The 24,039-nt window shown below is 59.1% G+C and carries 27 protein-coding genes; 26 read left to right on the forward strand and 1 reads right to left on the reverse strand.

The features are described from left to right. The first annotated feature begins 477 nt into the window (after positions 1–477). The 5 genes from selB (at position 478) to HZB29_13840 (ending at position 5,443) form a co-directional block, all read left to right on the forward strand. Positions 478–2,388: a selenocysteine-specific translation elongation factor gene (selB, locus tag HZB29_13820; GenBank protein MBI5816675.1), complete on the forward strand. Its 1,911-nt coding sequence runs from the start codon at positions 478–480 to the stop codon at positions 2,386–2,388. A 19-nt stretch (positions 2,389–2,407) separates the two neighbouring features. After that, positions 2,408–2,611: a type II toxin-antitoxin system RelE/ParE family toxin gene (locus HZB29_13825; protein MBI5816676.1), complete on the forward strand. Its 204-nt coding sequence runs from the start codon at positions 2,408–2,410 to the stop codon at positions 2,609–2,611. A 19-nt stretch (positions 2,612–2,630) separates the two neighbouring features. Continuing rightward, positions 2,631–2,936, forward strand: a complete 306-nt coding sequence (locus HZB29_13830; GenBank protein ID MBI5816677.1) for a HigA family addiction module antidote protein — start codon at positions 2,631–2,633, stop codon at positions 2,934–2,936. A gap of 185 nt (positions 2,937–3,121) precedes the next feature. Beyond that, positions 3,122–4,270 (forward strand): response regulator, encoded by a 1,149-nt coding sequence (locus tag HZB29_13835; protein ID MBI5816678.1) that lies wholly within the window; start codon positions 3,122–3,124, stop codon positions 4,268–4,270. 198 nt (positions 4,271–4,468) lie between these two features. Beyond that, entirely contained in the window at positions 4,469–5,443 is a 975-nt protein-coding gene (locus HZB29_13840; GenBank protein ID MBI5816679.1) for a zinc dependent phospholipase C family protein, read from the forward strand. A 255-nt stretch (positions 5,444–5,698) separates the two neighbouring features. Here the strand turns inward: HZB29_13840 and HZB29_13845 are convergent, their stop codons facing one another. Further along, the gene (locus HZB29_13845; protein ID MBI5816680.1) at positions 5,699–6,646 is read right to left on the reverse strand and encodes a tetratricopeptide repeat protein; all 948 of its coding nucleotides are present in this window, start codon (positions 6,644–6,646) and stop codon (positions 5,699–5,701) included. 133 nt (positions 6,647–6,779) lie between these two features. On the opposite strand from HZB29_13845, the gene HZB29_13850 reads away from it, so the two are divergent. From HZB29_13850 to HZB29_13950, 21 genes are all read left to right on the forward strand, one after another. After that, complete coding sequence (locus HZB29_13850) at positions 6,780–7,646, forward strand: OmpA family protein (GenBank protein MBI5816681.1); 867 nt, start codon at positions 6,780–6,782, stop codon at positions 7,644–7,646. An 8-nt stretch (positions 7,647–7,654) separates the two neighbouring features. After that, complete coding sequence (locus HZB29_13855) at positions 7,655–7,822, forward strand: hypothetical protein (GenBank protein ID MBI5816682.1); 168 nt, start codon at positions 7,655–7,657, stop codon at positions 7,820–7,822. 958 nt (positions 7,823–8,780) lie between these two features. Beyond that, positions 8,781–9,380: a hypothetical protein gene (locus HZB29_13860; GenBank protein ID MBI5816683.1), complete on the forward strand. Its 600-nt coding sequence runs from the start codon at positions 8,781–8,783 to the stop codon at positions 9,378–9,380. Then, complete coding sequence (locus HZB29_13865) at positions 9,373–10,056, forward strand: hypothetical protein (GenBank protein ID MBI5816684.1); 684 nt, start codon at positions 9,373–9,375, stop codon at positions 10,054–10,056. The genes HZB29_13860 and HZB29_13865 overlap by 8 nt, the downstream gene beginning before the upstream one ends. After that, positions 10,019–11,488: a hypothetical protein gene (locus tag HZB29_13870; protein MBI5816685.1), complete on the forward strand. Its 1,470-nt coding sequence runs from the start codon at positions 10,019–10,021 to the stop codon at positions 11,486–11,488. The genes HZB29_13865 and HZB29_13870 overlap by 38 nt, the downstream gene beginning before the upstream one ends. A gap of 255 nt (positions 11,489–11,743) precedes the next feature. Beyond that, positions 11,744–12,988: a DUF935 family protein gene (locus tag HZB29_13875; GenBank protein MBI5816686.1), complete on the forward strand. Its 1,245-nt coding sequence runs from the start codon at positions 11,744–11,746 to the stop codon at positions 12,986–12,988. A 197-nt stretch (positions 12,989–13,185) separates the two neighbouring features. Continuing rightward, positions 13,186–14,097 (forward strand): hypothetical protein, encoded by a 912-nt coding sequence (locus tag HZB29_13880; GenBank protein ID MBI5816687.1) that lies wholly within the window; start codon positions 13,186–13,188, stop codon positions 14,095–14,097. Positions 14,098–14,163: 66 nt separating this feature from the next. Then, positions 14,164–14,814, forward strand: coding sequence for a hypothetical protein (locus HZB29_13885; GenBank protein ID MBI5816688.1), 651 nt, complete (start codon positions 14,164–14,166; stop codon positions 14,812–14,814). Between the two features lie 44 nt (positions 14,815–14,858). Next, positions 14,859–15,857, forward strand: coding sequence for a Mu-like prophage major head subunit gpT family protein (locus tag HZB29_13890; GenBank protein MBI5816689.1), 999 nt, complete (start codon positions 14,859–14,861; stop codon positions 15,855–15,857). Between the two features lie 82 nt (positions 15,858–15,939). Beyond that, positions 15,940–16,371 carry a DUF1320 domain-containing protein gene (locus HZB29_13895; GenBank protein ID MBI5816690.1) on the forward strand — a complete coding sequence of 144 codons (432 nt, stop codon included), beginning with the start codon at positions 15,940–15,942 and terminating at the stop codon, positions 16,369–16,371. A gap of 5 nt (positions 16,372–16,376) precedes the next feature. Beyond that, on the forward strand, positions 16,377–16,829 hold the full coding sequence (locus HZB29_13900) for a DUF1834 family protein (protein MBI5816691.1): 453 nt from the start codon (positions 16,377–16,379) through the stop codon (positions 16,827–16,829). A 14-nt stretch (positions 16,830–16,843) separates the two neighbouring features. After that, entirely contained in the window at positions 16,844–17,044 is a 201-nt protein-coding gene (locus HZB29_13905; GenBank protein ID MBI5816692.1) for a hypothetical protein, read from the forward strand. Beyond that, positions 17,041–17,445: a hypothetical protein gene (locus tag HZB29_13910; GenBank protein ID MBI5816693.1), complete on the forward strand. Its 405-nt coding sequence runs from the start codon at positions 17,041–17,043 to the stop codon at positions 17,443–17,445. The genes HZB29_13905 and HZB29_13910 overlap by 4 nt, the downstream gene beginning before the upstream one ends. 12 nt (positions 17,446–17,457) lie before the next feature. Next, on the forward strand, positions 17,458–20,097 hold the full coding sequence (locus HZB29_13915) for a hypothetical protein (GenBank protein MBI5816694.1): 2,640 nt from the start codon (positions 17,458–17,460) through the stop codon (positions 20,095–20,097). Position 20,098: 1 nt separating this feature from the next. Then, positions 20,099–21,898, forward strand: coding sequence for a hypothetical protein (locus HZB29_13920; protein ID MBI5816695.1), 1,800 nt, complete (start codon positions 20,099–20,101; stop codon positions 21,896–21,898). After that, positions 21,895–22,125 carry a hypothetical protein gene (locus HZB29_13925; protein MBI5816696.1) on the forward strand — a complete coding sequence of 77 codons (231 nt, stop codon included), beginning with the start codon at positions 21,895–21,897 and terminating at the stop codon, positions 22,123–22,125. The genes HZB29_13920 and HZB29_13925 overlap by 4 nt, the downstream gene beginning before the upstream one ends. Continuing rightward, on the forward strand, positions 22,122–22,385 hold the full coding sequence (locus tag HZB29_13930; GenBank protein MBI5816697.1) for a hypothetical protein: 264 nt from the start codon (positions 22,122–22,124) through the stop codon (positions 22,383–22,385). The genes HZB29_13925 and HZB29_13930 overlap by 4 nt, the downstream gene beginning before the upstream one ends. Beyond that, positions 22,382–22,840 carry a lysozyme gene (locus HZB29_13935; protein MBI5816698.1) on the forward strand — a complete coding sequence of 153 codons (459 nt, stop codon included), beginning with the start codon at positions 22,382–22,384 and terminating at the stop codon, positions 22,838–22,840. The genes HZB29_13930 and HZB29_13935 overlap by 4 nt, the downstream gene beginning before the upstream one ends. A gap of 38 nt (positions 22,841–22,878) precedes the next feature. Then, positions 22,879–23,085, forward strand: a complete 207-nt coding sequence (locus HZB29_13940; GenBank protein MBI5816699.1) for a hypothetical protein — start codon at positions 22,879–22,881, stop codon at positions 23,083–23,085. Positions 23,086–23,149: 64 nt separating this feature from the next. Further along, on the forward strand, positions 23,150–23,614 hold the full coding sequence (locus tag HZB29_13945) for a hypothetical protein (protein MBI5816700.1): 465 nt from the start codon (positions 23,150–23,152) through the stop codon (positions 23,612–23,614). Further along, positions 23,614–23,937 carry a hypothetical protein gene (locus HZB29_13950; GenBank protein MBI5816701.1) on the forward strand — a complete coding sequence of 108 codons (324 nt, stop codon included), beginning with the start codon at positions 23,614–23,616 and terminating at the stop codon, positions 23,935–23,937. Before HZB29_13945 ends, HZB29_13950 begins: the two co-directional genes overlap by 1 nt. Positions 23,938–24,039: the final 102 nt, after the last annotated feature.

A 24,039-nucleotide genomic window follows, 5' to 3' on the forward strand; every position in this document is an offset into this window, starting at 1 on the left:
GAAATCAAAAAGAAAAGGAAGGCCGCGGCGTAACTGTCCGCCGCTTGCGGCCCCGCCGGGATTAATCGGAAATCACCGGATGGACAAAGCGGACAATTCATGTGCTACTAAACCGGACATTTCTATTTGTTGCTAACAGAGAATATGCACAATATGCACAATGCGCATTACACGAGACAATGTTCCTGTATTTTCTTAATTTACAAATAGTTCCCGCTCGCCAGGGCATTCTTCACCCCGGCATCCTAATCTATGCTAAAGAGTCTGGGGGGTGACGCGCTTCGCGCTTAAACACCCCGGACAGCGGAAATTGAAAGGCAATTCCTCCCTCTGTGCCTCTGTGTCTCTGTGGTGACAACTCTTGCTCTCAATCCTGGTTCTCTTCATCCCGGCGTCCATGCAGCGCCATCGTCCCGCTCCTCTTCGCCGCAATTCTCTTCGTTCCATAATTCCCCCCGCTAAAGTAAAATCCATCCTATGAAACAGTTTCACCGCATCATCGGATCCGCCGGGCATATAGACCACGGCAAGACCACGCTGATAAAGGCGCTCACCGGCGTTGATTGCGACAGGCTGAAGGAAGAAAAAAAGCGCGGCATCACCATAGATATCGGCTTCGCATCGCTCCCGCTGCCCGACGGCGGCGTGGCCGGAATAGTGGACGTGCCGGGGCATCGCAAGTTCGTCCACAACATGCTGGCGGGGGCGGCGGGGATAGACGTGGCGCTTTTAGTTGTGGCCGCAGACGACGCCGTGATGCCCCAGACCGTCGAGCATCTGGCCATCTTGGAGATCATCGGAGTCACACGCGGCATGGTGGCGGTGACAAAGGCGGATATGGTGGACGCGGAGACGCTGAAAATGGCCGTGGACGATGTGGCCGCCCTGATCGCAAAATCGTCACTCGCGGGCGCAAATATTATCCCATGCTCCCCGATCACCGGAGCGGGAATGGACGAGGTGAAATCTGAATTGTTCCGCCTCGCCTCCATCCCGTCCCGGCGGGACACGGAATCGTTTTTCCGCATGCCCATAGACCGGGCCTTTACCATGAAAGGGCACGGCCTTGTGATCACAGGCTCGGTATTCAGCGGATCGGCGAAAGAGGAGGACCGCGTGGTGATATCCCCCGGCGGGATGGAGGCGCGGATCCGCAAAATACAATCGTATGGCCGGCAGGCGGAGGTGGCCGCCGCCGGGGCGCGCGCCGCTTTGAACATCACCGGGCCGCAAAAAGAAGAAGTACACCGTGGCATGGTGGCCTGCCACCCCTCCATCGCCGCTGGCCACACTTCGTTTTTCGGCTCGATATTATGCCACCCCCTCTCCCCGGCCAACATCGTCCACGGCAAATCTTATCTTCTTCATCTGCACACAGCGGAGACCTTGTGCGAGGTGGCGCTCGATCCTGTCAAAATACTCAAACTTGGCGGACGCGGATTTGCGAAAATCAGGTTCGGCCATCCGGTGAACCTCCTCCATGGCGACAGGTTTGTGATACGCTCCTCATCGGCCAACCAGACCCTGGGCGGCGGGATGGCGCTGCTCCCCGGCGGGGCGTTGACCGCGGCGGGAAGCAGTGTCGGCGCGGTCCGGGAGTTACTAGCCGCGCTTGAAAAAGGAGTGGACGCTGCGCTTGCCGCGATGGTCCGCCGCGCCCCATGCGGATACCCTGCCAATGAGTTGATGGCGATTTTCAACATGCCGCGCCAAAGGCTGGATGCGGCCATCGCAAAAATCGGCGGCGCCGGGATTTTCGAATGGAAGGGGGAGCCATACGTTTTCCTTGCCGCAGAGGCCAAAGCCGCAATGGAAAAGCTTGCCGCCGCCGTCGCAAAATTCCACGCGGACAACCCGGCGGTGAGCGGGATGGACGAAACGAAGCTTGCCGCGATGGCGCATGCCTTTATTGATCCCGCGCTCGCCGGGCACTGGATACGAAAGGGGGCGGAAGGGGGGCTGCTGGAGATAAACGGCGCGTTGATACGCATCCCCGGCCGCCGGGCGGTGTTTTCCGGAGCGGACGAAAAAGCCCGCACCGCCATCGTGCGCACGTTCCGGGACGGTGGGCTCAATCCGCCAAAGGCCGCCGACGTTCCCACCGTCTCCAAAATTCCCCGCGCCGAGGCTGTGAAGATAGTCCGCGCGCTGATACAGGATGGGGAGCTTGTCACCGTCGCCCCCGAATACGTGATACATCGTGAAACTCTCCAGTCCGCCAAGGCGAAGCTTTTGGAGGAAGTCGCCAGGGAAGGATTCGTGGAGACCGCCCGTTACCGCGACATCCTGGGATGCGGCCGCAAGACCGCCATAGACCTGCTGGAATATTTCGACGGCGCGGGACTGACCAGGCGGGTGGACAACAAGGGGCGGCGGGTCTTGGTATGACGCGTGGCGATTATTGACTATGGCGCCGAAGATCGAGCGGATACTGGCGCGGCTTGATATCGCCACCTCCCCGGAGGTGATGAACCTGCCGGGCTTTAAATCGCACCCGTTGAAGGGGGGGCATAAAGGCTTTTGGTCTATATGGGTGACCGGCAACTGGCGGATAGTTTTCCGCTTTGAAGGGAACCATGTGTTCGACGTTGACCTTGTTGATTACCATTGACCGCAAAGGAGACGACGCCATGGCAATGAAAGAACCGCCCCAACCCGGCAAGTCCGTGCGTTTTGACTGTCTGGAGCCTTTGGGCCTCACTGTCACCAAGGCCGCAAAAGTCCTTGGCGTGAGCCGCCAGGCTTTGAACAATATCGTCAATGGAAAGTCCGGGATTTCCCCTGAAATGGCGATCCGGCTTGGCAAGGCGTTTGGCGGCACGGCGGAAGGATGGCTTGCCCTGCAGATGGCATATGACCTGGCGCAGGCTAAAAAACGGGCGAAGTCTATCAAGGTTGATCGTTACGTCGCGCAGGAAGGGCATTCCGCCTATTAGCTGCCAGACTTTTCGCTTGTCCGGGAATTTCAATTGCTTTCCAGTGTCCGCCTCAGGCAGGTTCAATACATTAAAGTTTCGCTCCGCTTATTTTATAATCCAAAATAATTGAATAACAAAACGATATGATGGATAATCAACAATTGAAATAAAGTATTATGCAGATACAGCAAATGATACAAAAAATGACCGAAACCGGACAGCCCGCCGTGCTTACGAGGACCATCCTGGTTGTGGACGATAACGAGGACAATATCTTCCTGCTGGAAAACATAATGGTCAACAACGGCTACAGGGTGCTGAAGGCCCTTGGCGGCCAGGAAGGGCTGGACATGATCAACGCCGGCTCTTCGGAAATAGACCTTATAATCCTGGACGTGATGATGCCCGACGTGGACGGGCTTACCGTCACAAAGCTTGTGAAGGAAAGTCCCAGGACCCGCCACATACCCATTTTGCTGCTCACCGCCGGCCATTCCCGGACGGAAGACCTGGCCCGGGGGCTGGACATGGGGGCGGACGATTACCTCATAAAACCGGCGGAACGGATCGAACTGCTCGCCCGTGTGCGATCTCTTCTGCGTACAAAGACTCTGCAGGACGAGCTTTCGGAGAAGAACAAAAAGCTCGCCGACATGAACGACAACCTCGAACAGATGGTCGAGGAGCGCTCCATCGAAATACTCATCACAAGGGACGCGGTGATCTTCGGCCTGGCAAAACTGGCCGAATACCGGGACCCGGAGACCGGGGCGCACCTTGAGCGGATCCGCAACTACACCCTCGATCTTTCCAGGGAATTGCTGCGCACCGGCAAATGCCCGGAGGCGATAGACGACGAGTTCTGCAGGATGATATACCAGTGCAGCCCCCTGCACGACATCGGCAAGGTGGGCATACCCGACAACGTGCTGCTCAAGCCCGGCAAGCTCACAGATGACGAGTTTACGATAATGAAAAAACATTCCAGCATCGGCGGGGACGCTTTGGCCTCCGCCATCCGCTGGAACATTTCGGAGAACAACTTCCTTTCAATGGGGTGCGACATCGCTTATTACCATCACGAAAAATGGAACGGCAGCGGATACCCCAAGGGGCTCAAGGGGGAGGACATCCCCCTGTCGGCGAGGATCATGGCGCTGGCGGACGTTTACGACGCCCTCACCCACAAGCGGGTATATAAGGCGGCCATGAGCCACGAGGAGGCCACCAGGATAATCACCGAAGGGCGCGGCTCCCATTTCGATCCGGAAATCGTGGACACATTCCTAAATTCGCAGGAAATATTCATGCGAATCCGGCGGCAATACGAGGCAGGCCCCGCCGAGGCTTGACGCGGCGGCTTGCTGGCATTCTTTTTCCCCTCCTTTACAAGGAGGGGTGGCGGCTTAAGCCGCCGGGGTGGTAATGCTTTCGCGTGATCGCCCGGCAACGAATTACAATGAGCTCTCCCACCCCCTCGGCTCCTTCGGAGCCACTCCCCCTCTGGCAGGGGGAGAAACGGATTTGGAACAACATGGAGCGCGGACATTATGCCTAAAGAAATCACCCACTGGGCCATGGCGCAGGCGGCCGCCGATTCGCTTCAAAACCAGCGGCTCGCCTCCGCTATCAAAGACAACATCCATCTTTATTACATCGGCGCCGTCGTCCCGGACACGGCGTACTATGTCACCTTCGGCTCCCAAAGTGAATTCTATGAATGGGCGGCCGACAGGCTCCACGGAACAAAGGGGGAGAACACTTTCGAGCCGGTCGCGGAGCTGTTCGGGCATATCGGCCAAAATCCATCCGGCGGCTCGCTTGCGTTTGCCCTTGGCGCGTTGACCCATATCGCCTCGGACACCGTGTTCCATCCGCTGGTCTGCCATTTCGCCGGGGATTACCACGCCGCGCAAAAAGATGAGCGCAGGATGGCCCGTGCGCGCCACAGGTGGATCGAAACGCTCATAGACCTTTGGTACATGTCCCGCCCGCTGGCCAATGGCGCGTCGTTGTCCCGTTCGCTGCATAACACCGGGATGGACACGCGGGATTTTTACAGGCTGGCGGCGGCATACGTTTTCAACGCGGAGGGAAAAGGAAAAGAGGCGGGGTTTGCGTTCGCGTCCCACCGGGTTTTCCAAAGCTCGTTCAGCAGCGGCCTTGCAAGAACAGCCCTCAAGGCGGCGGGAACGCTTGGAATTGACACGCGGGAGCACATGCCGCTTTTCTACCCATCCCTTTCCGGCCCCGCGCGAAAACCGCTGGCGGCCGCCGTAGCATACAAAAATCCGCGGACCGGCGAACCGTGCGAAGACTCGCTGGACACCCTTGAACAAAAGACCATCGGGCGCGCCCACGCCTATTTTGAGATGGTGGAGCAAGGGATCACATCGGGAGAAGGCCCGGCGAAAATATTCACCGCCGCAAAAGGCCCATCGCTGGAGACCGGCGTCATTGGCGAATATGGCGCGCCGCCGACGGTTTACAACACGTCAAGGAAAATAGAAGAGATACTTTACTGAAGCTCCGGCTCTGGAGCTTCCGGCGAATCGGCCCTTAGCTGTCTTTATTTGCTTCCCCGTGGTCGCCGACCACGGATTCTTTAAAGCGCACAGGCTAAAGCTCCGGCTCTGGAGCCTCCGGCGCACCGGTTCTCCTTCCCTCTGATTTCTTTTTTAGCTGTCCGGGGGGTTCTTCACCCCGGACTCTTCGTTTACATCAGCCGCTTTTTTTGCTTCCCCGTGGTCGCCGACCACGGATTCTTTAAAGCGCACAGGCTAAAGCTCCGGCTCTGGAGCCTCCGGCGCACCTGTCCTTCTTCCTTCTGATTTCTTTTTCACAGGCTTCGCGTCTCTCTTGCCGGCTTGCTCACCTCTTCCGGAAATATTCCGGAAGCATTCCTCGTCCTTTAGCGATTGAAGGTCCGGATCCGCCCCCGCATACTGTATCGCGGAAAAGCCCATCTTGGCCGCCTTCGAAAGCGCGCCGCACGCCTCCTGCGTCCTTCCCGTCAGCGCGTAAACACAGGCCAGGTTATAGTGATGTATCCCCGCGCCCGGATCGAGCCTGGCCGCGTTTAACAATATTTTTTCCGCATCCGCGTGCTTGCCGAGCTTTATATTCACCTCGCCCAGGTTCCCCACGGCCTCCGCATCGCCGGGCCGCAGCCGGACAGCCTCGGCCAGCTCCCTTTCCGCCTCGTCATACCGCTTGAGAATCAGCAGCGCCGTGCCGATACCAAGGCTCGTCTCAAACGTCATCGAAGGCGCAATCTTGCGCGCCTGCATGTATTTCTCCAGCGCCTCCTCCCCGTAGCCGGTCATGTTGGCCGCCGCGCCCCACATAAGCAGCGCCGCAGCCCTGTCCTTCACCGGCAATTTGTCCGTTTCGCGCAGGCGCACAAGAGCCTTTGCCGGCTTTCCCGCCTTCAGGTAACATTCGCCAAGCAGCGCCTTCAAATCGCCGTCCAGCGGATACATCCGCGCCGCCTCCAGGAACTTCAACGCGGCGGACTCGAATTTCCCAAGTTTATAAGCGGACATCCCCCATGCGAAATACGCCTCCCGCGTCAGGTCCCGCATCCGGGAAACGTGGAAAGCCTTTAGCGCCTGCTCATACTTCCCCTCGTTGTAAAGCCGCGTTCCTTTGGCAACGGCCGATTCCGCCCCATGCCCGGCCGAAGCCGTCAGCGCCACCAGCGCCAGCGCCATCGCAAACAGTTTCATTCGAATCCCCTTTTCCCTTCAATCCGCCCTCTTTGGTGTCATCCGCCCCTGATCCGATCCGCGTCTAATGCTCTCCTCGCCGGGCCTCCGTTATGTTATCATCGTTGTTCTCATTATTAAGAACAGGATTGGTATGGCAAAGGAAAAAGAAAAAATCGCCGAGCCGGAGATCATAAAGGTCACCAAAAAAGGGCACGGCGGCGGCCACGGCGGATCGTGGAAAGTTGCCTATGCCGACTTCGTGACGGCCATGATGGCCTTTTTCCTGCTCATGTGGCTTATGACCATGACGTCAAAGGAGAAAAAGATACTCCTCTCCCAATACTTCAACAACGTCAGCCTCTCCAACGTGAAGGGGGGCCTGCCGTATATGGAGTCCGGCTCGCGCAACCTCACTGAAAAGCCGGAGGACATCATCTCGTCCGTCTCCATTGACCAGGAGAAAATATCCGACCAGATGGCCGGCGGCGCCCCTCCCGCGTCGGAACTGGTCAAGTCCATCATCTCCCAGCTTATGGATTTGGCGGACCAGATCAAGGTGGAGTCCATGGACGAAGGCATACGCATCGAAATTACCGACACGGAGAAAAGCCGCCTGTTCGCCCCGGGCAGCGCGCAGCTTACGGACACGGCGAAGAAACTTTTGAAACCAGTGGCCGAGAACATCAAAGGAGCGGTCACAAGAATCGCCATCGAGGGGCATACCGACTCCCAGCAGATCGCCAAGGGGGGCGAAAGCGCGTGGGAGATGTCCGCCGCCCGGGCCATGGCAGTTCGCAAAGAGCTGGAAGGTTACGGGGTCAACCCGTTCAGCATCGAAAAGATCATAAGCTATGGCGACAGGCTGCTGATGGACAAGTCCAATCCCGCGAACGTTTCCAATAACCGGATCAACATCATCCTGCTCGACAGCCGCAAGACCGAACAGAAAAAGGCGGAAGCCGCCGCGAAGGCAGGCGCTGCCCCCGCTCCCGTGCCCGCTCCAGCCGCGGCTCACTGATAAATACGATGCGGACATTAATCAAGAGCGCGCATTCGCCGGAAGACGTGCGGCCTGCGCCCGCCGCCGGAGTTGACGCAGGCAAAGACCGGGAGGACACTTCCATCGAGTCCGGCGATGAGATCGTCGCTGTGATCAAGGCCGCGATTGCGGCGTATAAGAAAAGCAATTCGTAGCGCTGGAATCCATCCGGCAGTTCCTGTTTCTCCCCCTTTACAAGGGGGAGTACGCCGCAGGCAGGAGGGGGTAATCTTTGCGCGATGCTTTCCCGGCTCGTTTACCACCCCGGCGGCTGGACGCCGCCACCCCTCCTTAAAAAAGGAGGGGAAACATTGACCGCTGTCCGGTGCGTTCTTCATCCCCGGACTATTATTTTATTGCTTCCCCGTGGTCGCCTCGGACTGTTGCCCAAAAGGGAAAACACGCGAAACGAACGCTGTCCGGGGTGTTCTTCACCCCGGACTCTATGTTTATAAGAGTGCTAAACTCTTGACTTTGGGACATCGGGGTGAAGAACACCCCGATGAAATAATGCCATGTATTAAATCATTGCTCCCGGGCGCCCGAATCGGCTTCCGGTATGGCATAATGAAATTATTTTTCTTACCCTTCCTTCTCCTGTAATATTCATTTCCTTCTCCATCCCCTCTGTGCCTCTGTGTCTCTGTGGTTATATTTCCTTTACTCTCCTGAATTTCACCAAACAAGCCTTCCCCGTCTCATATTACCCTGTATTGACGCGGGTTTCATGCCCCCCACCCTCCTACTCTTTCAGAACGCCCAGAACGCTCTAGTGCGACTTATGCTACTTTTCTTTCTGTTCGCATTTACCTCTTGTTTTTTCCGGGTTACATTCCGCGTGTGCTCGCCGCTCACCGGAAGCATGGCCGGAACCTCCGGCCCGGCTAGTGAAACGTTTGATGGAGGTATTTGTGATGATGATGGCGCCGCCGCCGGACTGGCTCCCGGACGTTGACTGTCCGGGAAATCCCCTCCCTCCCGGATCCCGCCCTTTCGGGCTCCCGCCGGTCTTACCGCCCTTTTTACGCTTGACCCAGCCCCCGTTCGGGAGCCTGCCCGGCGGCGGCGCCTCATCACCACACCCCGCAACCTTTATACGGAGCTAAGGACCAAATGCCCACAATTGACGACAGCGGCGCCGTGAAAAGCGTCAGGAAAAGCGCACTGGAGCTACTCGCGGGGCTGTACATGTTCCCCCAGAAGGACGCTTCCCTGGCCGCCTCCTTAAAGCCTCGCTTCCCAGGCCTCGTCCAAAAGGACGTGAAGGACTGCCTTTCGTATCTGGGGAAAAAAGGTTATCTCTCCGTGCACCGCACAGGCCGGCGCCCCGCCACATTCCAGATAACTCCGCTGGGCATAGACATCGTGGACGGCGCCCTCAACGACCAGGGGATCATCCCCACAAGGCCAGACCCCGCCGCGCTGATGGCCAAAAAGGCGGTACGCTCCGGCGTTGTGGCCTATTGCCGCCAATACCCCGAATCGTTCAACGGCGACGATGAGATACATATCGACCTGCTCGATCAGGGGATGGAGCGGCTGCTTCTCGACGATGTGCGTTATCACATCTGGTACCTGGCCGGCAAAGAATATCTGGAGATGAAGACCCATCCCGCCTCAAACGGCGTCATCTACCTTGCGCGGATAACCGCCCGTGGGATGGACCTGGCCGACGGCGTGCTGTCCGACGCGGGAGTGACCAACGATGAATGACGTGGTTTCCCCATCGCTTTCCGATGAGCAGAAAGATGCGGTGGAACGCGCCTTCGCCGCCGGTTCGCCGAAAGCGGAGATATTGCGCGAGGCGCTGGCCCTCGGCCCGGCCAGGGAAGAGGACGTGGCCGACGAAATAGAAAAGATGGAGGCCGCCGCGCAGTTAAAGCGCCATTTCAAGAAAGAAGGCGCCCGCATCATCCGCGATTTTTTGGACCGCGCGAAAGCCGGGTCCGACGTGGACGACATCGCCGCCCTGCTGGAGCTTGCCATATACCGCGACCTTCTGCGGCGCTGCGCCGAGGACGAAAAGTCCCTGGGCAGGATTTCCATGGAGCAGCTTTTAAAGTTCGACATCCATTACCGCCGCGTCCGGATCGCAACGAAAAAGGTGGATGAAAGCTCCCCCGCCACCGCCGCAAAGACCAGGAAATTGGCGGCCAGGATGCTGGTGCGCATCGTGGAGAAAATCGAGAGCCTCGGCGGACAGGTCAAATCGCTCCACGATCCGCTGATGGAGTGGGCGAAGGAGGAGTTCGGCGAGAAATTCGTCGCCGAGGCGGACGGCGAACTAAACGAGATCGAGTTGATCGGCTCCCGCGCCGCGATGATCGGTTTTGACATGAACATGGAGAACGATGATGGACACGACCCGGCTTGCGGACTTTCTGGCTGACCCGGCCCATTTCGCCGAGACTTTGCTCAAGTCCGGCGGATCTGCCGTGGCGCTGGACCCGTGGCAGAAAAGTTTTCTGCGCAACGGCGCGAAGCTTGCCTGTGTGCTTAAAAGCAGGCGGGTGGGCGGCTCGTGGATAATGGCGATGAAAATGTTCATCCGCTCCCAGCTAAAGCCGGGCTACTCCGGATTTTTCGTCAGCATGAACCGGGAAGAGGCGCGCGGCAAGATTGATTACGTGGACGAGATGCACGACTCCCTCCCCCGCCGCTTCCGGCTGAAAAGGACCGCCCGCTCCAAGGACGAGATTTCGTTCACCGGTGTAAACGGGAAAAAGTCTTTCCTGCGCTCGCTGGCGGCAAAGGCCCCTCGCGGGCGCGGCGGCGACGTGGGGATTTCGGAATTGCCCCATTGCCAGAACTCACGCCAGATATATGAAGGCGCCCTCCACGTCACCGCGCGCGGGATGGACGACTGGCTGGCCATAGAGTCCACCCCCATGGGCAAGCACGGCGTGTTCTATGACATATGCCGGAGCGGCGCGGACAACTTCGCCAGGTACGACGTGCCATGGTGGCTTTGCGCGGCGCTGTGCGTGGACGTGCCACGCGCCGCGATGGACGCCCCCGCCATGTCCACATCCGCCCGGGTCAAAAAGTTCGGCTCGGATAGTTTGAAGGTGATCCACGGTTCCATGACGCAGCGGGCCTTCCAGCGCGAGTCCGAGCTGGAATTCACCGAGATGGAGGACGCGGCGTTCCCCATGGACTTGATAATGTCCTGCGCCGAGGCTGAATATTCGGCGGAAGGCGCCGCGCCGCTTGTGTTCCGCAAAGTCGCAAAGGTCCCTTCGCAGATGGACTGGGAATGGCTCCGGCAAAAACGCAAAGGCGCCCTTTTCATCGGCTTCGACCTGGGAAGGAAAAAGGACCAGTCCGCCATGGCCGTCCTCGACCTTAACGGCGGGAAATTCGAGACCCGCATGACGGTCTCCATGGTGGACACCCCTTTTTCCTCCCAGCGGGAAGCGGTGGAAGCCGCCATCCGCCAATGCGCGGCGTTCCGGATGGACGCGACAGGCGCCGGGATGGACATGGGCGAGCGGATGGAGCGCGCTTTCCCGGCAATCGCCAAAGGGGTCACCTTCACGTCCAAATCAAAAGGGATGATGGTGGCCGGAATGTTCGGCGCCCTGTCTGAAAAGAAGATAGTGATCCCCGCCGAGCGCAACATCATCGGCGAGCTTGCCTCCGTGCGCGAGACCGTCGGCGAATCGGGAAACCGTCTATATCACGCCGCCGCTGGAGTGAAGCATCACGCGGACATGGCATGGGCGTTGATGCTTGCCCTGGAAGCGGCCAGGGAAGCCGCCGCCCCCGCTCAAACCGAGTATCACTCCGTTTCCCGCCGCCGCGTGATGAAGGGATTTTGACATGAAAAACATTGTTCGCCACAGAGACACAGAGACACAGAGGCAGGATGGAATGGATCCTTCCCCGTGGCCGCACAGAGATAATGCTTCCCCGTTGCCGCACAGAGATAATGCTTCCCCGTGGTCGCCTGACCACGGTTCTCCTGCTCAATCATCTCTGTGCCTCTGTGTCTCTGTGGTCAATTATCCTTTCTCTTTGTTGAATATTCGTCCCCGCCGGCTGTCTCATCTTAACCATCTCATGGAGACTTGCTCATGACCATTTTAAGACCCCGAAGTGGCGAGATCATCCCCACAAGGCCCTTCACCTACTGGTCCTCCCGCTCCCCGCGCGACCTGACGCCGGGCCGGCTCGCCGCCATACTCAACAATCTGGACGCGGGCGACGCCGCCGAGGCCATGGCCCTTTTCGACGAGATGGAAGAGCGAGACCTGCACCTTGGCGCAGTCATGCAGACCCGCATCCTCTCCGCCATCTCACGCGACAGGGACGTGATCCCCGCCTCGGACAAAAGCGCCGACGATAAAATCGCCGCCTTCGTGCGCGACGTTTTCGACGCAATCCCCTCCCGCCAGGCGCTCATGGCGTCGCTCATGTCCGCCGTCTCCCACGGCTTTGCCATGGCGGAGATAATCTGGGATTTAAAGGACGGCGCCGTGTCCATAAAAGAGATCGCACCACGGCCGCAAAAGCTTTTCACCTTTATTGATTATGAAGACCCGGCCCGTCTTCTCGATTTCCCGCGCTATCTTTCCCCGAAAAATCCGGTGGGTGTGAAATTGCCGCGCGAAAAATTCATTTTCCACAAAAACCACGCAGTCTCATCAGAATTCCTAAAGTCCGGCCTGTATCGCGGCATCGCCTGGTATTACCTGTTCACGAACTTCACCGTGAAGGACTGGCTTTCGTTCATAGACCTGTACGGCGTCCCCATGCGGCTGGGCAAATACAACTCCACCGCCACGGACCAGGCCCGCGCCGTGCTCAAGGACGCCGTGGCCAACCTGGGATCCGACGCGGCGGCGGTGATCTCCGGCGACACCACTATCGAGTTCATACAGTCAAACCTCACCGGCTCCCAGTCGCTGTTCTCCGACGCGGTGGAGTTTTTCAACCGGTTAAAGTCCAAGCGTGTCCTCGGCCAGACCCTTACAACCGAACCGGGCGCCGGCTCCGGCGGGTCATACGCGTTGGGCCAGGTGCACGACCGCGTCCGCAACGACATCGTGGCCTATGACTGCAAGGCGCTCGACGAAACATTGAGCCATGATCTTGTGCGGCCATTGGTGGACTTTAACTTCGGGCCGCAAAAGTCGTATCCCAAAATAATCACCCGCCTTGCCCAGCCGGGGGACGTGGACGAAAAGCTGAACCAGATTAGAAAGCTCGTGGAGATGGGCGCAAAAGTCCCCGCCCGCATCGCCGCCGAAGCCGCCGGCGTGCGCCTTTTAGGCGACCCGGAAGAGCCGCTGACAATGGCGCATGGAACAGGGAAATAGGAATGATGATTTACACCGCAGAATCACAGAGACTCAGAGATAATGCTTCCCCGTGGTCGTGCGGAATAATTGCTTCCCCGTGGTCGCCTGACCACGGTCATATATCTTATCCCCCCGCTTCCCCGTGGTCGCGCGGAATAATTGCTTCCCCGTTGCCGCCTGACCACGGAGAAGCAGAAAACAGAAAGGAACATCCCATGAACCCCGTCAATTCCCGGCCCCTTTTGATCGTCCCCTTCGGCGTGTTCCCGCACGCCAAGGGTGACCAGGTGATAGACCGCCCCGCCGCCAAGCGAATCTTAAACCGGATGAGCTCCTGGGGCCGCGACATCGTGGTGGACTACCTCCACGAATCTTTCAAGCAATGCGGCCGCGCCCCCGCCGCCGGTTGGGTGAAGAGCGCAACAGCGCGCCTGACAGAAGATGGGATCGAGGCGGTGATCGAATGGACCGGCGACGCAATGAAATCCATCAATGCGAAAGAATACAGGTTCCTCTCGCCTGTCTTTGAATCGGATGGAGGGATGATCACAGGCCTTGTGAACTTGGGCCTTACCAACAATCCGAACATCAACTCCATGCCGCCGCTTATAAACCAACTTTCTATACAGGAGAACCAAATGCCAAAGACTCTCATCGAATCGCTCAAAAGCTCCCTCGGGCTTGCGCCCGGCGCGGCGGAAGCGGACGTTTTGTCCGCCGTGGAAGCGCTGATAAAGCGCCCCGGCTCCATCGCCGGGATCCTTGGCGGCAAAGTGGCCCTGCTCGGCCTTGCGCCGGAGGCCACCGACGAGCAGATAGCCGCAAAAATCGAAGAGCTGGCCACCGCCTGCGCCGAGACGAAAGAATCGTCCACGGGCCAGTTGGTAAACGACGCCATCGCCGCCGGAAAGCTTTCCCCGGCGTTGGCCGGCTGGGCCAATAACCTTGGCCGCAACAATCCCGAATCTCTGCGTGTGTTCCTTCTGAACAGCTCCCCGGCCATCCCGCTGGGGGGCATCATCACCCCGTGCGGCAAACCGGCCGCCGGAAAGCTCACCGAAAGCGAGTCCAACGTGATGCGGCTCCTTAACTTGAGCGAGTCTGATTTCGCGAAGTACGGATCGTAACACCGGCAACAACCGTCATCCCGAGCCTGCCGAAGGATGACACAACACTTAACGAAAGGACAAGACATGGCAAACCTGACTTCAGACAGAAAGACAACCAGAAGGGACGGGGCGCTGTTCTCCCATCCCGCCGCCGCCGCCACAGTGGTATATTCCGGGGCGCTGGTGGCGATCAACCAGAGCGGCTACGCCATCCCCGCCGCCGACGACGCCACCCACACCTTCGCGGGCAAATCGGACGTGCAGGCGGACAATTCCGCCGGGATCAACGGCGACGTGATTGTTGAAGGGCACAGAAGCGGCGTGTTCGATTTCAACTCCTCCGGGATGACCCAGGCGGACCTGAACACCGACGCTTATGTGGTGGACGACAACAACGTGGGACGCGGTATCGCCGCACAGCCGGTGAACATCACCGGCGTTTCGTTAAAGCGCATCGCCACAAGCCGCGGCGGATCGCGAGCATTGGCCTTCACCGCCACCGGCACTACGCTGGGCTATGGCGGCGGCTCCGCCGTCAACGCTGGCGCTGGCGGCCAGTTCACCCTCACCGCCACAGACGGCTCGCAGATCCTTGCGACGGTTACAGCCGGGTCACTACCCGTGACCGACCAGAGCGACTCAATCCAGCTTCGCCACGTGCGGGCCGGCAGGATCGTTGACATATCCTCCGCCACGTCGGTGTTCGTGGACATACAGGGCGCCACACGCGGCTAAACCCTATCACAACCATCAACCATATCCCGAAAGGACTTCAAAACATGACTCCCCTTCTGATCGTAGCTCTCCCCATACTGGCCGCCATCGCGGCCCTCACAGGCCACGCGCCCCACGCCGATTCCATGGCGTTCGTCCCCTTCATCCTCGGCCCGGTGATTAACAGGACCGTCCTCACCGACACCATGCGGGGCTTCAAGACCGTGTTCCAGCGCGCCTATGAAGCGGCCTTCACCTATTCTGGCGACATGGCCATGCGCGTTGATTCCAAGACCAGGCAGGAAGAATACCGCTGGCTGGGCGCATTCCCAGGCCTGAAAGAATGGCTCGGCGAGCGCGCCGTAAAAGACCTGGCCCTGGACGGGTTTGTGATAAAGAACCGCGATTTCGAGGCCACCGTCGCCGTCAGCCGCAACGACATCGAGGACGACAACATCGGCGTGTACGCCCCCCTCTTCTCCCAGCTCGGCGAGAACGCGAAACAGCATCCCGACGAGCTTGTTTTCTCCATGCTGTCGCAAGGGTTCGCCTCCAAGGCGTTCGACGGGCAGTTCTTTTTCGACACGGACCATCCCAACGGATCCAGACCGGCCTGGTCGAACAAATCCATCGAAGCTCTCTCGGCGGCGGCGTATGAGACCATGCGGCAGAACATGATGAGCCTGGTCAACGAAGAGGGCCGCCCAATGCGTGTGCGCCCGTCCCACATCATCGTGCCGCCGCAATTGGAAAAAGAAGCGCTCGACATCGTCCGGGCGGACCTGACCACCGGCGGCGTCTCCAACGTGTGGAACAACTCCGCCGACGTGATCGTGGCCCCGGAGCTTGCCGCCACGCCCACATACTGGTTCCTTGCCGACCTGAAGCGGCCCATAAAGCCCTTCATCATGCAGATGCGCAAGGAGGCCCAGTTCGTGGCGCTGGACAACCCGGACGACGAGAACGTGTTCATGCGCAAGGAGTACATCTACGGCGTTGATTACCGAGGCGCAGTGGGCTACGGCCTGCCGCACCTTATCGCCGGCTCCACCGGCGGCGCCTGATAAACCCGCGATCGCAGACCTATCGCCAGCCGTACCGCAGGGGCACGGCGCTCCGTGCCCCTGCAAACTGAAAGGAACTCAAATGCCATACTGCACAATGGACGACCTGAAGACGAAGATAGACGAGCGCGCCCTCACCGAGCTTACAGACACGGCGGGGCTAAACGTCCCCGACGCATCCAAGGTGGACAGGGCCATCCGCGACGCTTCCGCGCTGGTGGACAGCTATCTTGGAAAAGCATACCGCGTCCCGTTCAATCCCATTCCGCACACGGTGATAGACATAACATCGGCGCTGGCCATCGGAAATCTGCACAGGTTCCGTTCCGCCGAGTCTCCCGTGTGGAAAGCGGCCTGCGACGACGCCATGACCCGGCTGCGCGCCATCGCCCGTGGTGAAGCTTCGCTGGAAGGCGCCATCGCCGAACCGCCAGCCTCCGACGATGATTCCGCCGCGCTGATGTTCACAAGCTCGGCCCGGCGGTTCTCCCGCGATTCGCTTAACGGGATGTGACCGCCATGAACTACACCACAATGCAGATCGAGGACGCGATACTCGCGGCATTGGCCCCGCTTTCTGTTTCATCAGGCGGCGCGGCCCGAACCCTGGCGTCATACGACGGCCAGTTCGAGGATGCCGCCGCCGGGAAGGACCAGTTCACCATAGTGTTCCCCGCCGCGCTGGCCGCGTTTTTGGGATCGGATTTCGACGCGCGGTCGGCGCCCACTTTCACGCGCACTATGCGCTTCGGCGTTTTCTGCGCGTCATCGAATCTTGGCTCCCAGCTTTCCCGCCGTCGCGACGCTTATACGCTGCTGGACGCAAGCCGCGCATTGTTAAACCACAACACGCTGGGACTGGCCATATCGCCGCTATTGATCGAGCGGGAGTCCGCCGTCCTTTCCACCCGGTCGGTCACAGTTTTTTGCGCGGAATACATCCTGTCCGCCCGGGACGACGCCGCGTTTTGAATATAGGAGGAACCATGAGCTTTATAAAGAACGTCGCAAGCCGGAGCAAGTCCGCTCCGGGCAAGGCCAATGTTAATCAGCCCAAACCGGCCCGCCGCCCGTCCGGCGTTTATGCGTCCGCCACGTCATCGCGCTCTGCCGTGATGGCCAACGTCCGGCGCTACATCCTGCGCACGGGCCGCACGGACATTTTCTCCGGGGAGCCACAGGTATGAGCGCCGAAACGATCCCCGCCATGGCATATCCATCGTTCGCGTCCGCCACGGCCACATTCGCCCCCGCCGCATGGCCTGTCCGCGATTCGGGCGGCCTTTCCTTCGAAAGGTTCGAAGCGGACGCGCGCACGGCGGGCGGCGTGTTTATCAAGCAATCATCGCCGGTGGTGGAAAAAAGGGTGTCGCTCACATACCGCATGTTCACCACCGCCGAACGTGACGCCTTCGCCAGCCCGGCGGGCGCCGGCTTTTTATATTCCGTCAACGGAGCATCCTTTGAGTACCGCCATTCGGACGGCTCGATACATTCCGCCAGGTTCGTCTCCGGCGCCGCGGTTTCCACCCCGGCGGGCGCGGGATATTGGAATCTTGGCCCAATCGAACTTGTTCTGGACGCATGAGGCGCGGTTGAAATGAAATACCCTTCGCAACGTGTCATCAGCGCCATGTCCTCCAACAGGCTTAAGCCGGTGTGGCTACTCAAGCTGGACTTGAAATCGGCGGATTCCGCGCTCTCGCTATATCTTTCCGACCGCCCCATAACACTCTGGGGCCAGCCGTGGAAACCACTTGTGACAGCCTGGGGAACGGTGGACTGCTATTTTGATCCCACCATACAGGAGACCGGCGTGTCGGACATGACGGTGAAACTGGCCAACACGCCCGGCCTGCTTGGCGCGGGGACTCATGGGATAAGCTGGTATTTTAGAAAGTACTCGCTTATCTCCTCCACCGCCACTATATACCTTTGGCTCGACGGGGCGGAGCTATTGGAACCCGCTGGACAAGACCAGAACGATCTTCTAACCGTGCTTTCCGGCGTGCCGGAGATCGCCTCCGGAATCTCACCGCTCGAATGCCCGCTGGACATCGTGGCCCATTCCGTATATTCCGGCGGCGACACTTCATTGGGCAACCTGCTAAACGGAGTGTACACCCGCAACCAGTGGGAATCGCTCCCGCCCGAACTGGAGGGGCAATACAAGCCGGCGGTCTTCGGGCATAACGTTCAGTGCAAAGGCATTGCTTTAAGCTCCCCGTTCCGTTGCGGCCAGGTTGCCGGCCCGGCGGACCTTTTCGACTCCACAAAGGGCGCCGATCATGTCCTGATCACTTATCCAAAAAGCGGCGCTATAAACTCCGCTTCACCTTTCCCCGCCCCTTGCGACATTTATATCGGCGACTGGCGGCTCACCGTCTCCTCCCCTCCGGAGTTGTTCAGCGGCGACACGTGGAAATATAAATTCGGCTCCGCCAAAAGTTACATCCCCACGCCATTGGACGGAACGGAGCCTTTGTTCGTCCCATCCTCCGCCGCCCTGTGGCCGCGCTCCCAGGATTCCGGCCACGGCCCATACGCCATTTCGGAGCCTCCTTGCGGCGCGCCGTTCCAGTTCTATCACGGCCATTCGGACACCGGGAATTCGAAGGACGGCCTGCGCCCCGGCCGAAGCGGTAGTTACATCATGGATGTTTACGTGAACGGCTCAAAAGTTCAGGACAGCCAGGTCGTCCGCGACGACGCCTTCGGGATCGGCTGGATAAAGCTTGAAGGCTCGTCAGTTCATGGCAAGCTGGGCAATCCTTCGGTCATCAGCCTCAAGTGGACAGCGCGTGACCAGGGCTTCAACAGCGGAGACACTTATCTTCACGCCGCCCAGCTCACCGCCAGTTGGCCATATGGATACAATGTGGACGCAAACCCGTGCATCCTGGGCGATTTTTCCGTCCCGGCGTCCGGCGGCGGAGCTCCCGCCTCAACGCAACTGGGGCTTGTCAATTCGCCCCGATACGCTTTCATCGGCGCCAGAATCGCTTCCGCCAGGTTTGTGATGCGCTATACGGCCCCAGAAGTGACCAGCGGGACTTTTCACGCCTCCATTCTCGGCTCATCATACAGCTTCGCCGCCTCCGAGCTTGTGGACGGCTCTTCAATCGCCTCTCTGGGATGGTTCGTTGCCAAGCAGACCAAAGGGACCAGCGCCGAGATATGGCCCAACAACAACGGTTACCCGAATACGCAGACAAGCCCGGTGGCGCGCAAATGGGACATTTACGAGCTTTCCCGCGACGTCACGGAAATAGTGCAAACCAACGCCGCCGTCAACAATGGATTGGCGGGCGGTTTACAACTGTGGTTCTCCGGCTCGGCCTGGCCGGCGTCGCTCAACAGCGTTGTCCTGCTTTCCTGCGAACTGGAGATTCAATATGAGGGGGTCGCCTCCGCCGCCGAACGTCCGGAAGTCACCGCTATCATAGGCTCATCGTCTTCCACCGCCGGACAGATATTAAAGCAGCTTTTGCCTTCAACGGAAATCGGAGCGGGATACGATGATCCGTCCCTGCCGAAGCTGAAAATAACGGTGGACAGCCAGCGGACGCTGTTCTCTTTCGCCAAATCAGTGGCCAAAGAGGCCGGGTATTCTATTTCCCGCAATTCCTCCACAGGCAAGCTCGACCTTGTGTTGTCCATGGACAACCGTGACAACGCCAATCCCCCCGCTCCCACCGGCGGATTCGCGGACATCGCCGAATCGTCCCTGCTTCTCGGCGCTGACGGCGGCCCGATTATCTCGCGTCTGCGCTCGGCGCCGGAGAACGTGGTCAACGAAGTCACCGTATCTTTCACGAACATGGAGGGCGCCAGGGAATCTGTCACCGTGCGCGACGAGGCTTCCATATCGTCCTATGGCCTTCGGGTGCACAATGCGCGGCTTTCCTCCGCCACCTTGCGCGCGGACGCGGAAAGCTATGCGCTGGGCATCCTCAACGCCAACGCCGGGGTCAACGATTTTTATAAAATGACTTTCCCCCTCGGCCCCGCCATGTTCATCGAACCCAACGATGTGCTGCGGGTCACCGCCGGGCTGGACAATCTGGACCTCACCAGGATGCGCGTCGTGTCCGTGGAAACAGACCCGGGCTCACTTGCGGACGGGGTGATTTCCACCATAACCGTCACGGCCCAGCGGTTCAATCTATACACCAGCGGCTTTGGCCGTTCAACTTTCGGTCCGGGGCCGTTCGGCTCCGGCCAGATCATGGAGAATTAACATGCCAATACAGGGATACACCCCAAACTTGAACCTTCCCAAAATCTCCCCCGGCTCGACGGACAACTGGGACGTTTGGTACAACCAGTCGCTCGACGCGCTGGACCCCCCGTCGCTTATCTACCAGATAACCGCCGCCCAGGACATCGCGGCGGGCAACGTTGCCGTGATAAAGGACGACGGCGCCGGGGCGAAGAAAGCGTATCTGGCCGCCAGCGGAACGTACACTTTCGGCGACCCGCTGGGCGTCGTCAACCAGACCGCCAGCGCTGGCAATCCCACGCGGCTCACCCTTGAAGGGCGCGCCCAGAATAATTCATGGAGCTTTGGAACGGCTCACAAGTTCGCTTATCTCTCCGCCTCCGGCGCCGTCACCACCGCGCAGACGGCCACGAAAATCGGTTATGTGATTTCCGCTTCGTCCATATTCTTCCAACCGGGAGGCTCCGGCGGCTCTTCTATCAGCATCACCGGCGCCAACGGCATACAAAATACCGGCTCGGCGTCCAACGTCATCCTTTCTCCAGTCTACGGCTCCACAGTGAACACCGTATGCCAGGGGAACGACGCCCGCCTTCATTCGCAGAACACCGATGGAGGCACAAACGCCGCCTCCTTCGAAATCAATTACACCGCCAACAGCGCCCGTCTGCAGACAACAGGCCTTACAGCCATGCGCGACTACACATTCCCGGACGCCACCACAAAACTGGTCGGCGAATCCGCCTCCGCCGCCATCACCGTCCAGCACTGGTTTTCACCAACGTCCGCCAAGGCCCCGTTTATACTTGGCGCAAACGCACAGGGACAGCTTGTCACGGGGCTCAACGCCGATATGCTCGACGGGCAGCATTCATCGGCCTTCGCCACGTCCGGCCATGACCACACCGGAACATACGAGCCCGCCAACGCCAACATCCAAAGCCACATTTCTTCCACCTCAAATCCCCACTCGGTCTCGGCGGCGCAGGTTGGAAACGCCACCGCCCAGTGGAACGCGGACAAAATACGGGGAGCCGCAGTGTCATCAACGGCGCCTTCCGACGGGCAGGTCTTAAAATACGTGGCCGCCAATTCCCAGTATGAGCCTTCAACTTCCGGCGGTTCTTCACAGGCCGCCACCGGCGGCGGACTCGGCGGTCTTGTTATCAGGTCGAACGCCGCCAATCCTGCATATCAGATGGATATTTCCGCCGATTTCGCCGACTTGTGGGACGGAACGCAATGGAAAAGTTTCCGCGCAATATCGCTGACCGCCGACATCACCGTCGCCGGGGCCAATGGCCGGGACGCCGGAAGCGAGGCGTCAAGCACTTGGTATTACATCTGGCTCATCGGAAAAACGGATGGAACGGTGGCCGGGCTTTTCTCCACTTCATCCACAGCGCCCACCATGCCGTCCGGCTATACATATAAACGATGCGTGGGCGCGATATATAACGACGCTTCCAGCAACTTCTGGCGCATATTGCAGATTCATGACCGCGTCTATACAACCCATGATTTCCCGTCTGGACTATATCTGTCGTCGGGAGGTTCCACCACTTACGCCTTGGTGACGCCTAATGTCCCTGTCATAGCGCTTGAAGCGTGCATCATCGCCGGAACATCCACCGCAGGGTCATATGTTTATTTTTCCGTTGATGGCGTGAACGGTTATTGCGCCCCCTACGGCGGCGGCCCCGTGTATATGTTGTCCGCTCCCTTTGTGATTCCACTTACGTCCGCGCAAAAGCATTACTACAAAGTGTCCACAGGCTCATGCAACATGTACCTCGTCGGTTGGAGAATTAAAATATGAGAGCGAGAATAGACACGTTGACAGGAAACATCCTCTCCATGGGGGAGGACAAATATCCGTCCGATCCCGCCTCTGTCATCACCCTTGACGCGCCTGGCGACATGTGCGATTACCTCCCCATCGAGGATCACATTTACGATGCCGTGGCGGCGATCATCCGCCCGCGCAACCCCGCCGAGGCTTTGTCCGCCGCTGACTTGCTCGCGCTTTACGGTATAGGCGCATGACCACGGACGACATAAGACGCCTCTACGACAAGATAGACTCGCTCAAGGACGAGGTCGGCGAGATCAACGAACGCAACGCCATGATCCTGGCGAAGCTCCAGATGTACGAGGGGCGCCACATGAAGCTGGAATCCCAGGTGGACACGATTGACCGGCTCCACAGCGATATGGGATGGAAAATATCCGCCGCGATAGCCACGGGATTGGGAAGCCTTGCCACCGCCGCCGCGACCGCCTTTTTAAAGTACGGAGATAAATGACAATGAACGAAGCCGGCTTCAACCTCATCAAGCGCTTCGAGGGATTCCGCGCATCACGCTATCTATGCCCGGCCGGCAAACCGACAATCGGCTACGGCCACGTGATCCTTCCCGGCGAACATTTCGACGCGCAGATAACGGAGGGGTATGCGGACATGCTTTTGCGCAACGATGTCCGTATCATCGAAAACCTCGTTTTGACGATGATCGGCGGGGCGAATTACCGCCAGCTTTCCGCGCTCGTCTGCTTTGCGTACAACGTGGGGACGGCCAACCTGTTCAATTCCACGTTGCTCAGGCTGTTCAACGCTGGTGACGCCGCGGGAGCGGCGCATCAGTTTTTAAGATGGACAAAAGTCACCGATCCCTCCACCGGGGAGAAAAAGGAGCTGCCCGGCCTTGTGGCCAGGCGGCAGGCTGAAAAAGAACTATTTGAAAAGGAGACATGGACATGAAACGAAAACCGGCTTCTCACCACCCCGTAGGGGCGGGTTTGAAACCCGCCCTCCTCGCCATGGCGGGGGCGTCGCTTTTAATGGCTTCCTGTGGCGCCACGGCGGATTCTTTCCGCGTCGGCTCAGACAGGCCGGAGATCGAAATAACCCACACCGTAAAGGTGCGCGGGGTGAAGGCGGACCGCGGGCTGGAGTCCGTGCTGGCCGAGACCGCGAAAGTGGAAGGGGCGAAAAATGGACGCTAAAAATAATACCGCTTCCCCTTTGCCGCCTGACCGCGGATTCCTGCCTCCGTGCCTCCGCGCCTCAATGGTTATTTTGCTTTTCCTGACAGCCTGCGGCAACAACCTCAACGTTGGCGGCGGCGGCTCCACGAACACCACAGCCACCACCACCACGGCCACCACGAACACGAATTCCAACAATCCCTCCGTGGTCACGCAGGGAACCGGGACGGGAACGAACGCCGCCGCGTCAATCACTCTGTCCGCCACGAAAAACCAGGAATATGTCACCGGCGCGGCGGGCAATATCTCCACTAGCGTCACAGTATTGCTGGAGTGGACCGACACCCTGCCGTTGACCACCGGAACGGAGTACACATACACGCTATTGGTCAACGGAGCGCCAGACCAGGACAATTACACCATGACGTCAGTCGGCGGGATCGGCTCTGTCATTTACACGGTGACGGTGGGGGGCGACTATGTTTTCGCTATAGAGTCCAGCGCCGGCCTGAAGTCCGATGACATCCGCATGACTGTGATCCTGTAATGCCGATTAAAGACCTTGTCACCGACCCCGGCACGGGACAGATGAGCCATACGAAACTCTGGGCCAACATTGCTTACGCCTCGTCAACCGGAGCTTTTGTTTACACCGTCATCATAGGCTCCGCCACGGCGGACATATGGCTGATCTACCTTGGCATCGTGGGAGCCTCGGCCACCGCCAGCAAGTTCCTGAGTTTGCGTTATGGCGCCGCGCCGGTGGACGATCCATCCCATCCCCCCGCTTCCCCATGGTCACCTGACCACGGTTCCCTTTCTCCCCCTTGCCAAGGAGACCTTTGCATAATTCCAGCATCGTGGTTTTGATCCATCATTTACCCCGTAATTGCGGATTGACGGCCTCTTTGCGCTCAGACAACGACTGTTTTGTGCCCCCCATGGAGCCCGCTTTAGCCTCGTTTTCCCGCT

Source organism: Nitrospinota bacterium (assembly GCA_016235255.1).
Lineage (GTDB): Bacteria > Nitrospinota_A > UBA7883 > UBA7883 > JACRLM01 > JACRLM01.

What these genes read in the sequence shown, in the direction of transcription:
- selB (MBI5816675.1), top strand. Translation starts at nt 478, where the DNA reads ATGAAACAGTTTCACCGCATCATCGGATCCGCCGGGCATATAGACCAC.
- HZB29_13825 (MBI5816676.1), top strand. Translation starts at nt 2,408, where the DNA reads ATGGCGCCGAAGATCGAGCGGATACTGGCGCGGCTTGATATCGCCACC.
- HZB29_13830 (MBI5816677.1), top strand. Translation starts at nt 2,631, where the DNA reads ATGGCAATGAAAGAACCGCCCCAACCCGGCAAGTCCGTGCGTTTTGAC.
- HZB29_13835 (MBI5816678.1), top strand. Translation starts at nt 3,122, where the DNA reads ATGACCGAAACCGGACAGCCCGCCGTGCTTACGAGGACCATCCTGGTT.
- HZB29_13840 (MBI5816679.1), top strand. Translation starts at nt 4,469, where the DNA reads ATGCCTAAAGAAATCACCCACTGGGCCATGGCGCAGGCGGCCGCCGAT.
- HZB29_13845 (MBI5816680.1), bottom strand. Translation starts at nt 6,646, where the DNA reads ATGAAACTGTTTGCGATGGCGCTGGCGCTGGTGGCGCTGACGGCTTCG.
- HZB29_13850 (MBI5816681.1), top strand. Translation starts at nt 6,780, where the DNA reads ATGGCAAAGGAAAAAGAAAAAATCGCCGAGCCGGAGATCATAAAGGTC.
- HZB29_13855 (MBI5816682.1), top strand. Translation starts at nt 7,655, where the DNA reads ATGCGGACATTAATCAAGAGCGCGCATTCGCCGGAAGACGTGCGGCCT.
- HZB29_13860 (MBI5816683.1), top strand. Translation starts at nt 8,781, where the DNA reads ATGCCCACAATTGACGACAGCGGCGCCGTGAAAAGCGTCAGGAAAAGC.
- HZB29_13865 (MBI5816684.1), top strand. Translation starts at nt 9,373, where the DNA reads ATGAATGACGTGGTTTCCCCATCGCTTTCCGATGAGCAGAAAGATGCG.
- HZB29_13870 (MBI5816685.1), top strand. Translation starts at nt 10,019, where the DNA reads ATGATGGACACGACCCGGCTTGCGGACTTTCTGGCTGACCCGGCCCAT.
- HZB29_13875 (MBI5816686.1), top strand. Translation starts at nt 11,744, where the DNA reads ATGACCATTTTAAGACCCCGAAGTGGCGAGATCATCCCCACAAGGCCC.
- HZB29_13880 (MBI5816687.1), top strand. Translation starts at nt 13,186, where the DNA reads ATGAACCCCGTCAATTCCCGGCCCCTTTTGATCGTCCCCTTCGGCGTG.
- HZB29_13885 (MBI5816688.1), top strand. Translation starts at nt 14,164, where the DNA reads ATGGCAAACCTGACTTCAGACAGAAAGACAACCAGAAGGGACGGGGCG.
- HZB29_13890 (MBI5816689.1), top strand. Translation starts at nt 14,859, where the DNA reads ATGACTCCCCTTCTGATCGTAGCTCTCCCCATACTGGCCGCCATCGCG.
- HZB29_13895 (MBI5816690.1), top strand. Translation starts at nt 15,940, where the DNA reads ATGCCATACTGCACAATGGACGACCTGAAGACGAAGATAGACGAGCGC.
- HZB29_13900 (MBI5816691.1), top strand. Translation starts at nt 16,377, where the DNA reads ATGAACTACACCACAATGCAGATCGAGGACGCGATACTCGCGGCATTG.
- HZB29_13905 (MBI5816692.1), top strand. Translation starts at nt 16,844, where the DNA reads ATGAGCTTTATAAAGAACGTCGCAAGCCGGAGCAAGTCCGCTCCGGGC.
- HZB29_13910 (MBI5816693.1), top strand. Translation starts at nt 17,041, where the DNA reads ATGAGCGCCGAAACGATCCCCGCCATGGCATATCCATCGTTCGCGTCC.
- HZB29_13915 (MBI5816694.1), top strand. Translation starts at nt 17,458, where the DNA reads ATGAAATACCCTTCGCAACGTGTCATCAGCGCCATGTCCTCCAACAGG.
- HZB29_13920 (MBI5816695.1), top strand. Translation starts at nt 20,099, where the DNA reads ATGCCAATACAGGGATACACCCCAAACTTGAACCTTCCCAAAATCTCC.
- HZB29_13925 (MBI5816696.1), top strand. Translation starts at nt 21,895, where the DNA reads ATGAGAGCGAGAATAGACACGTTGACAGGAAACATCCTCTCCATGGGG.
- HZB29_13930 (MBI5816697.1), top strand. Translation starts at nt 22,122, where the DNA reads ATGACCACGGACGACATAAGACGCCTCTACGACAAGATAGACTCGCTC.
- HZB29_13935 (MBI5816698.1), top strand. Translation starts at nt 22,382, where the DNA reads ATGACAATGAACGAAGCCGGCTTCAACCTCATCAAGCGCTTCGAGGGA.
- HZB29_13945 (MBI5816700.1), top strand. Translation starts at nt 23,150, where the DNA reads ATGGTTATTTTGCTTTTCCTGACAGCCTGCGGCAACAACCTCAACGTT.
- HZB29_13950 (MBI5816701.1), top strand. Translation starts at nt 23,614, where the DNA reads ATGCCGATTAAAGACCTTGTCACCGACCCCGGCACGGGACAGATGAGC.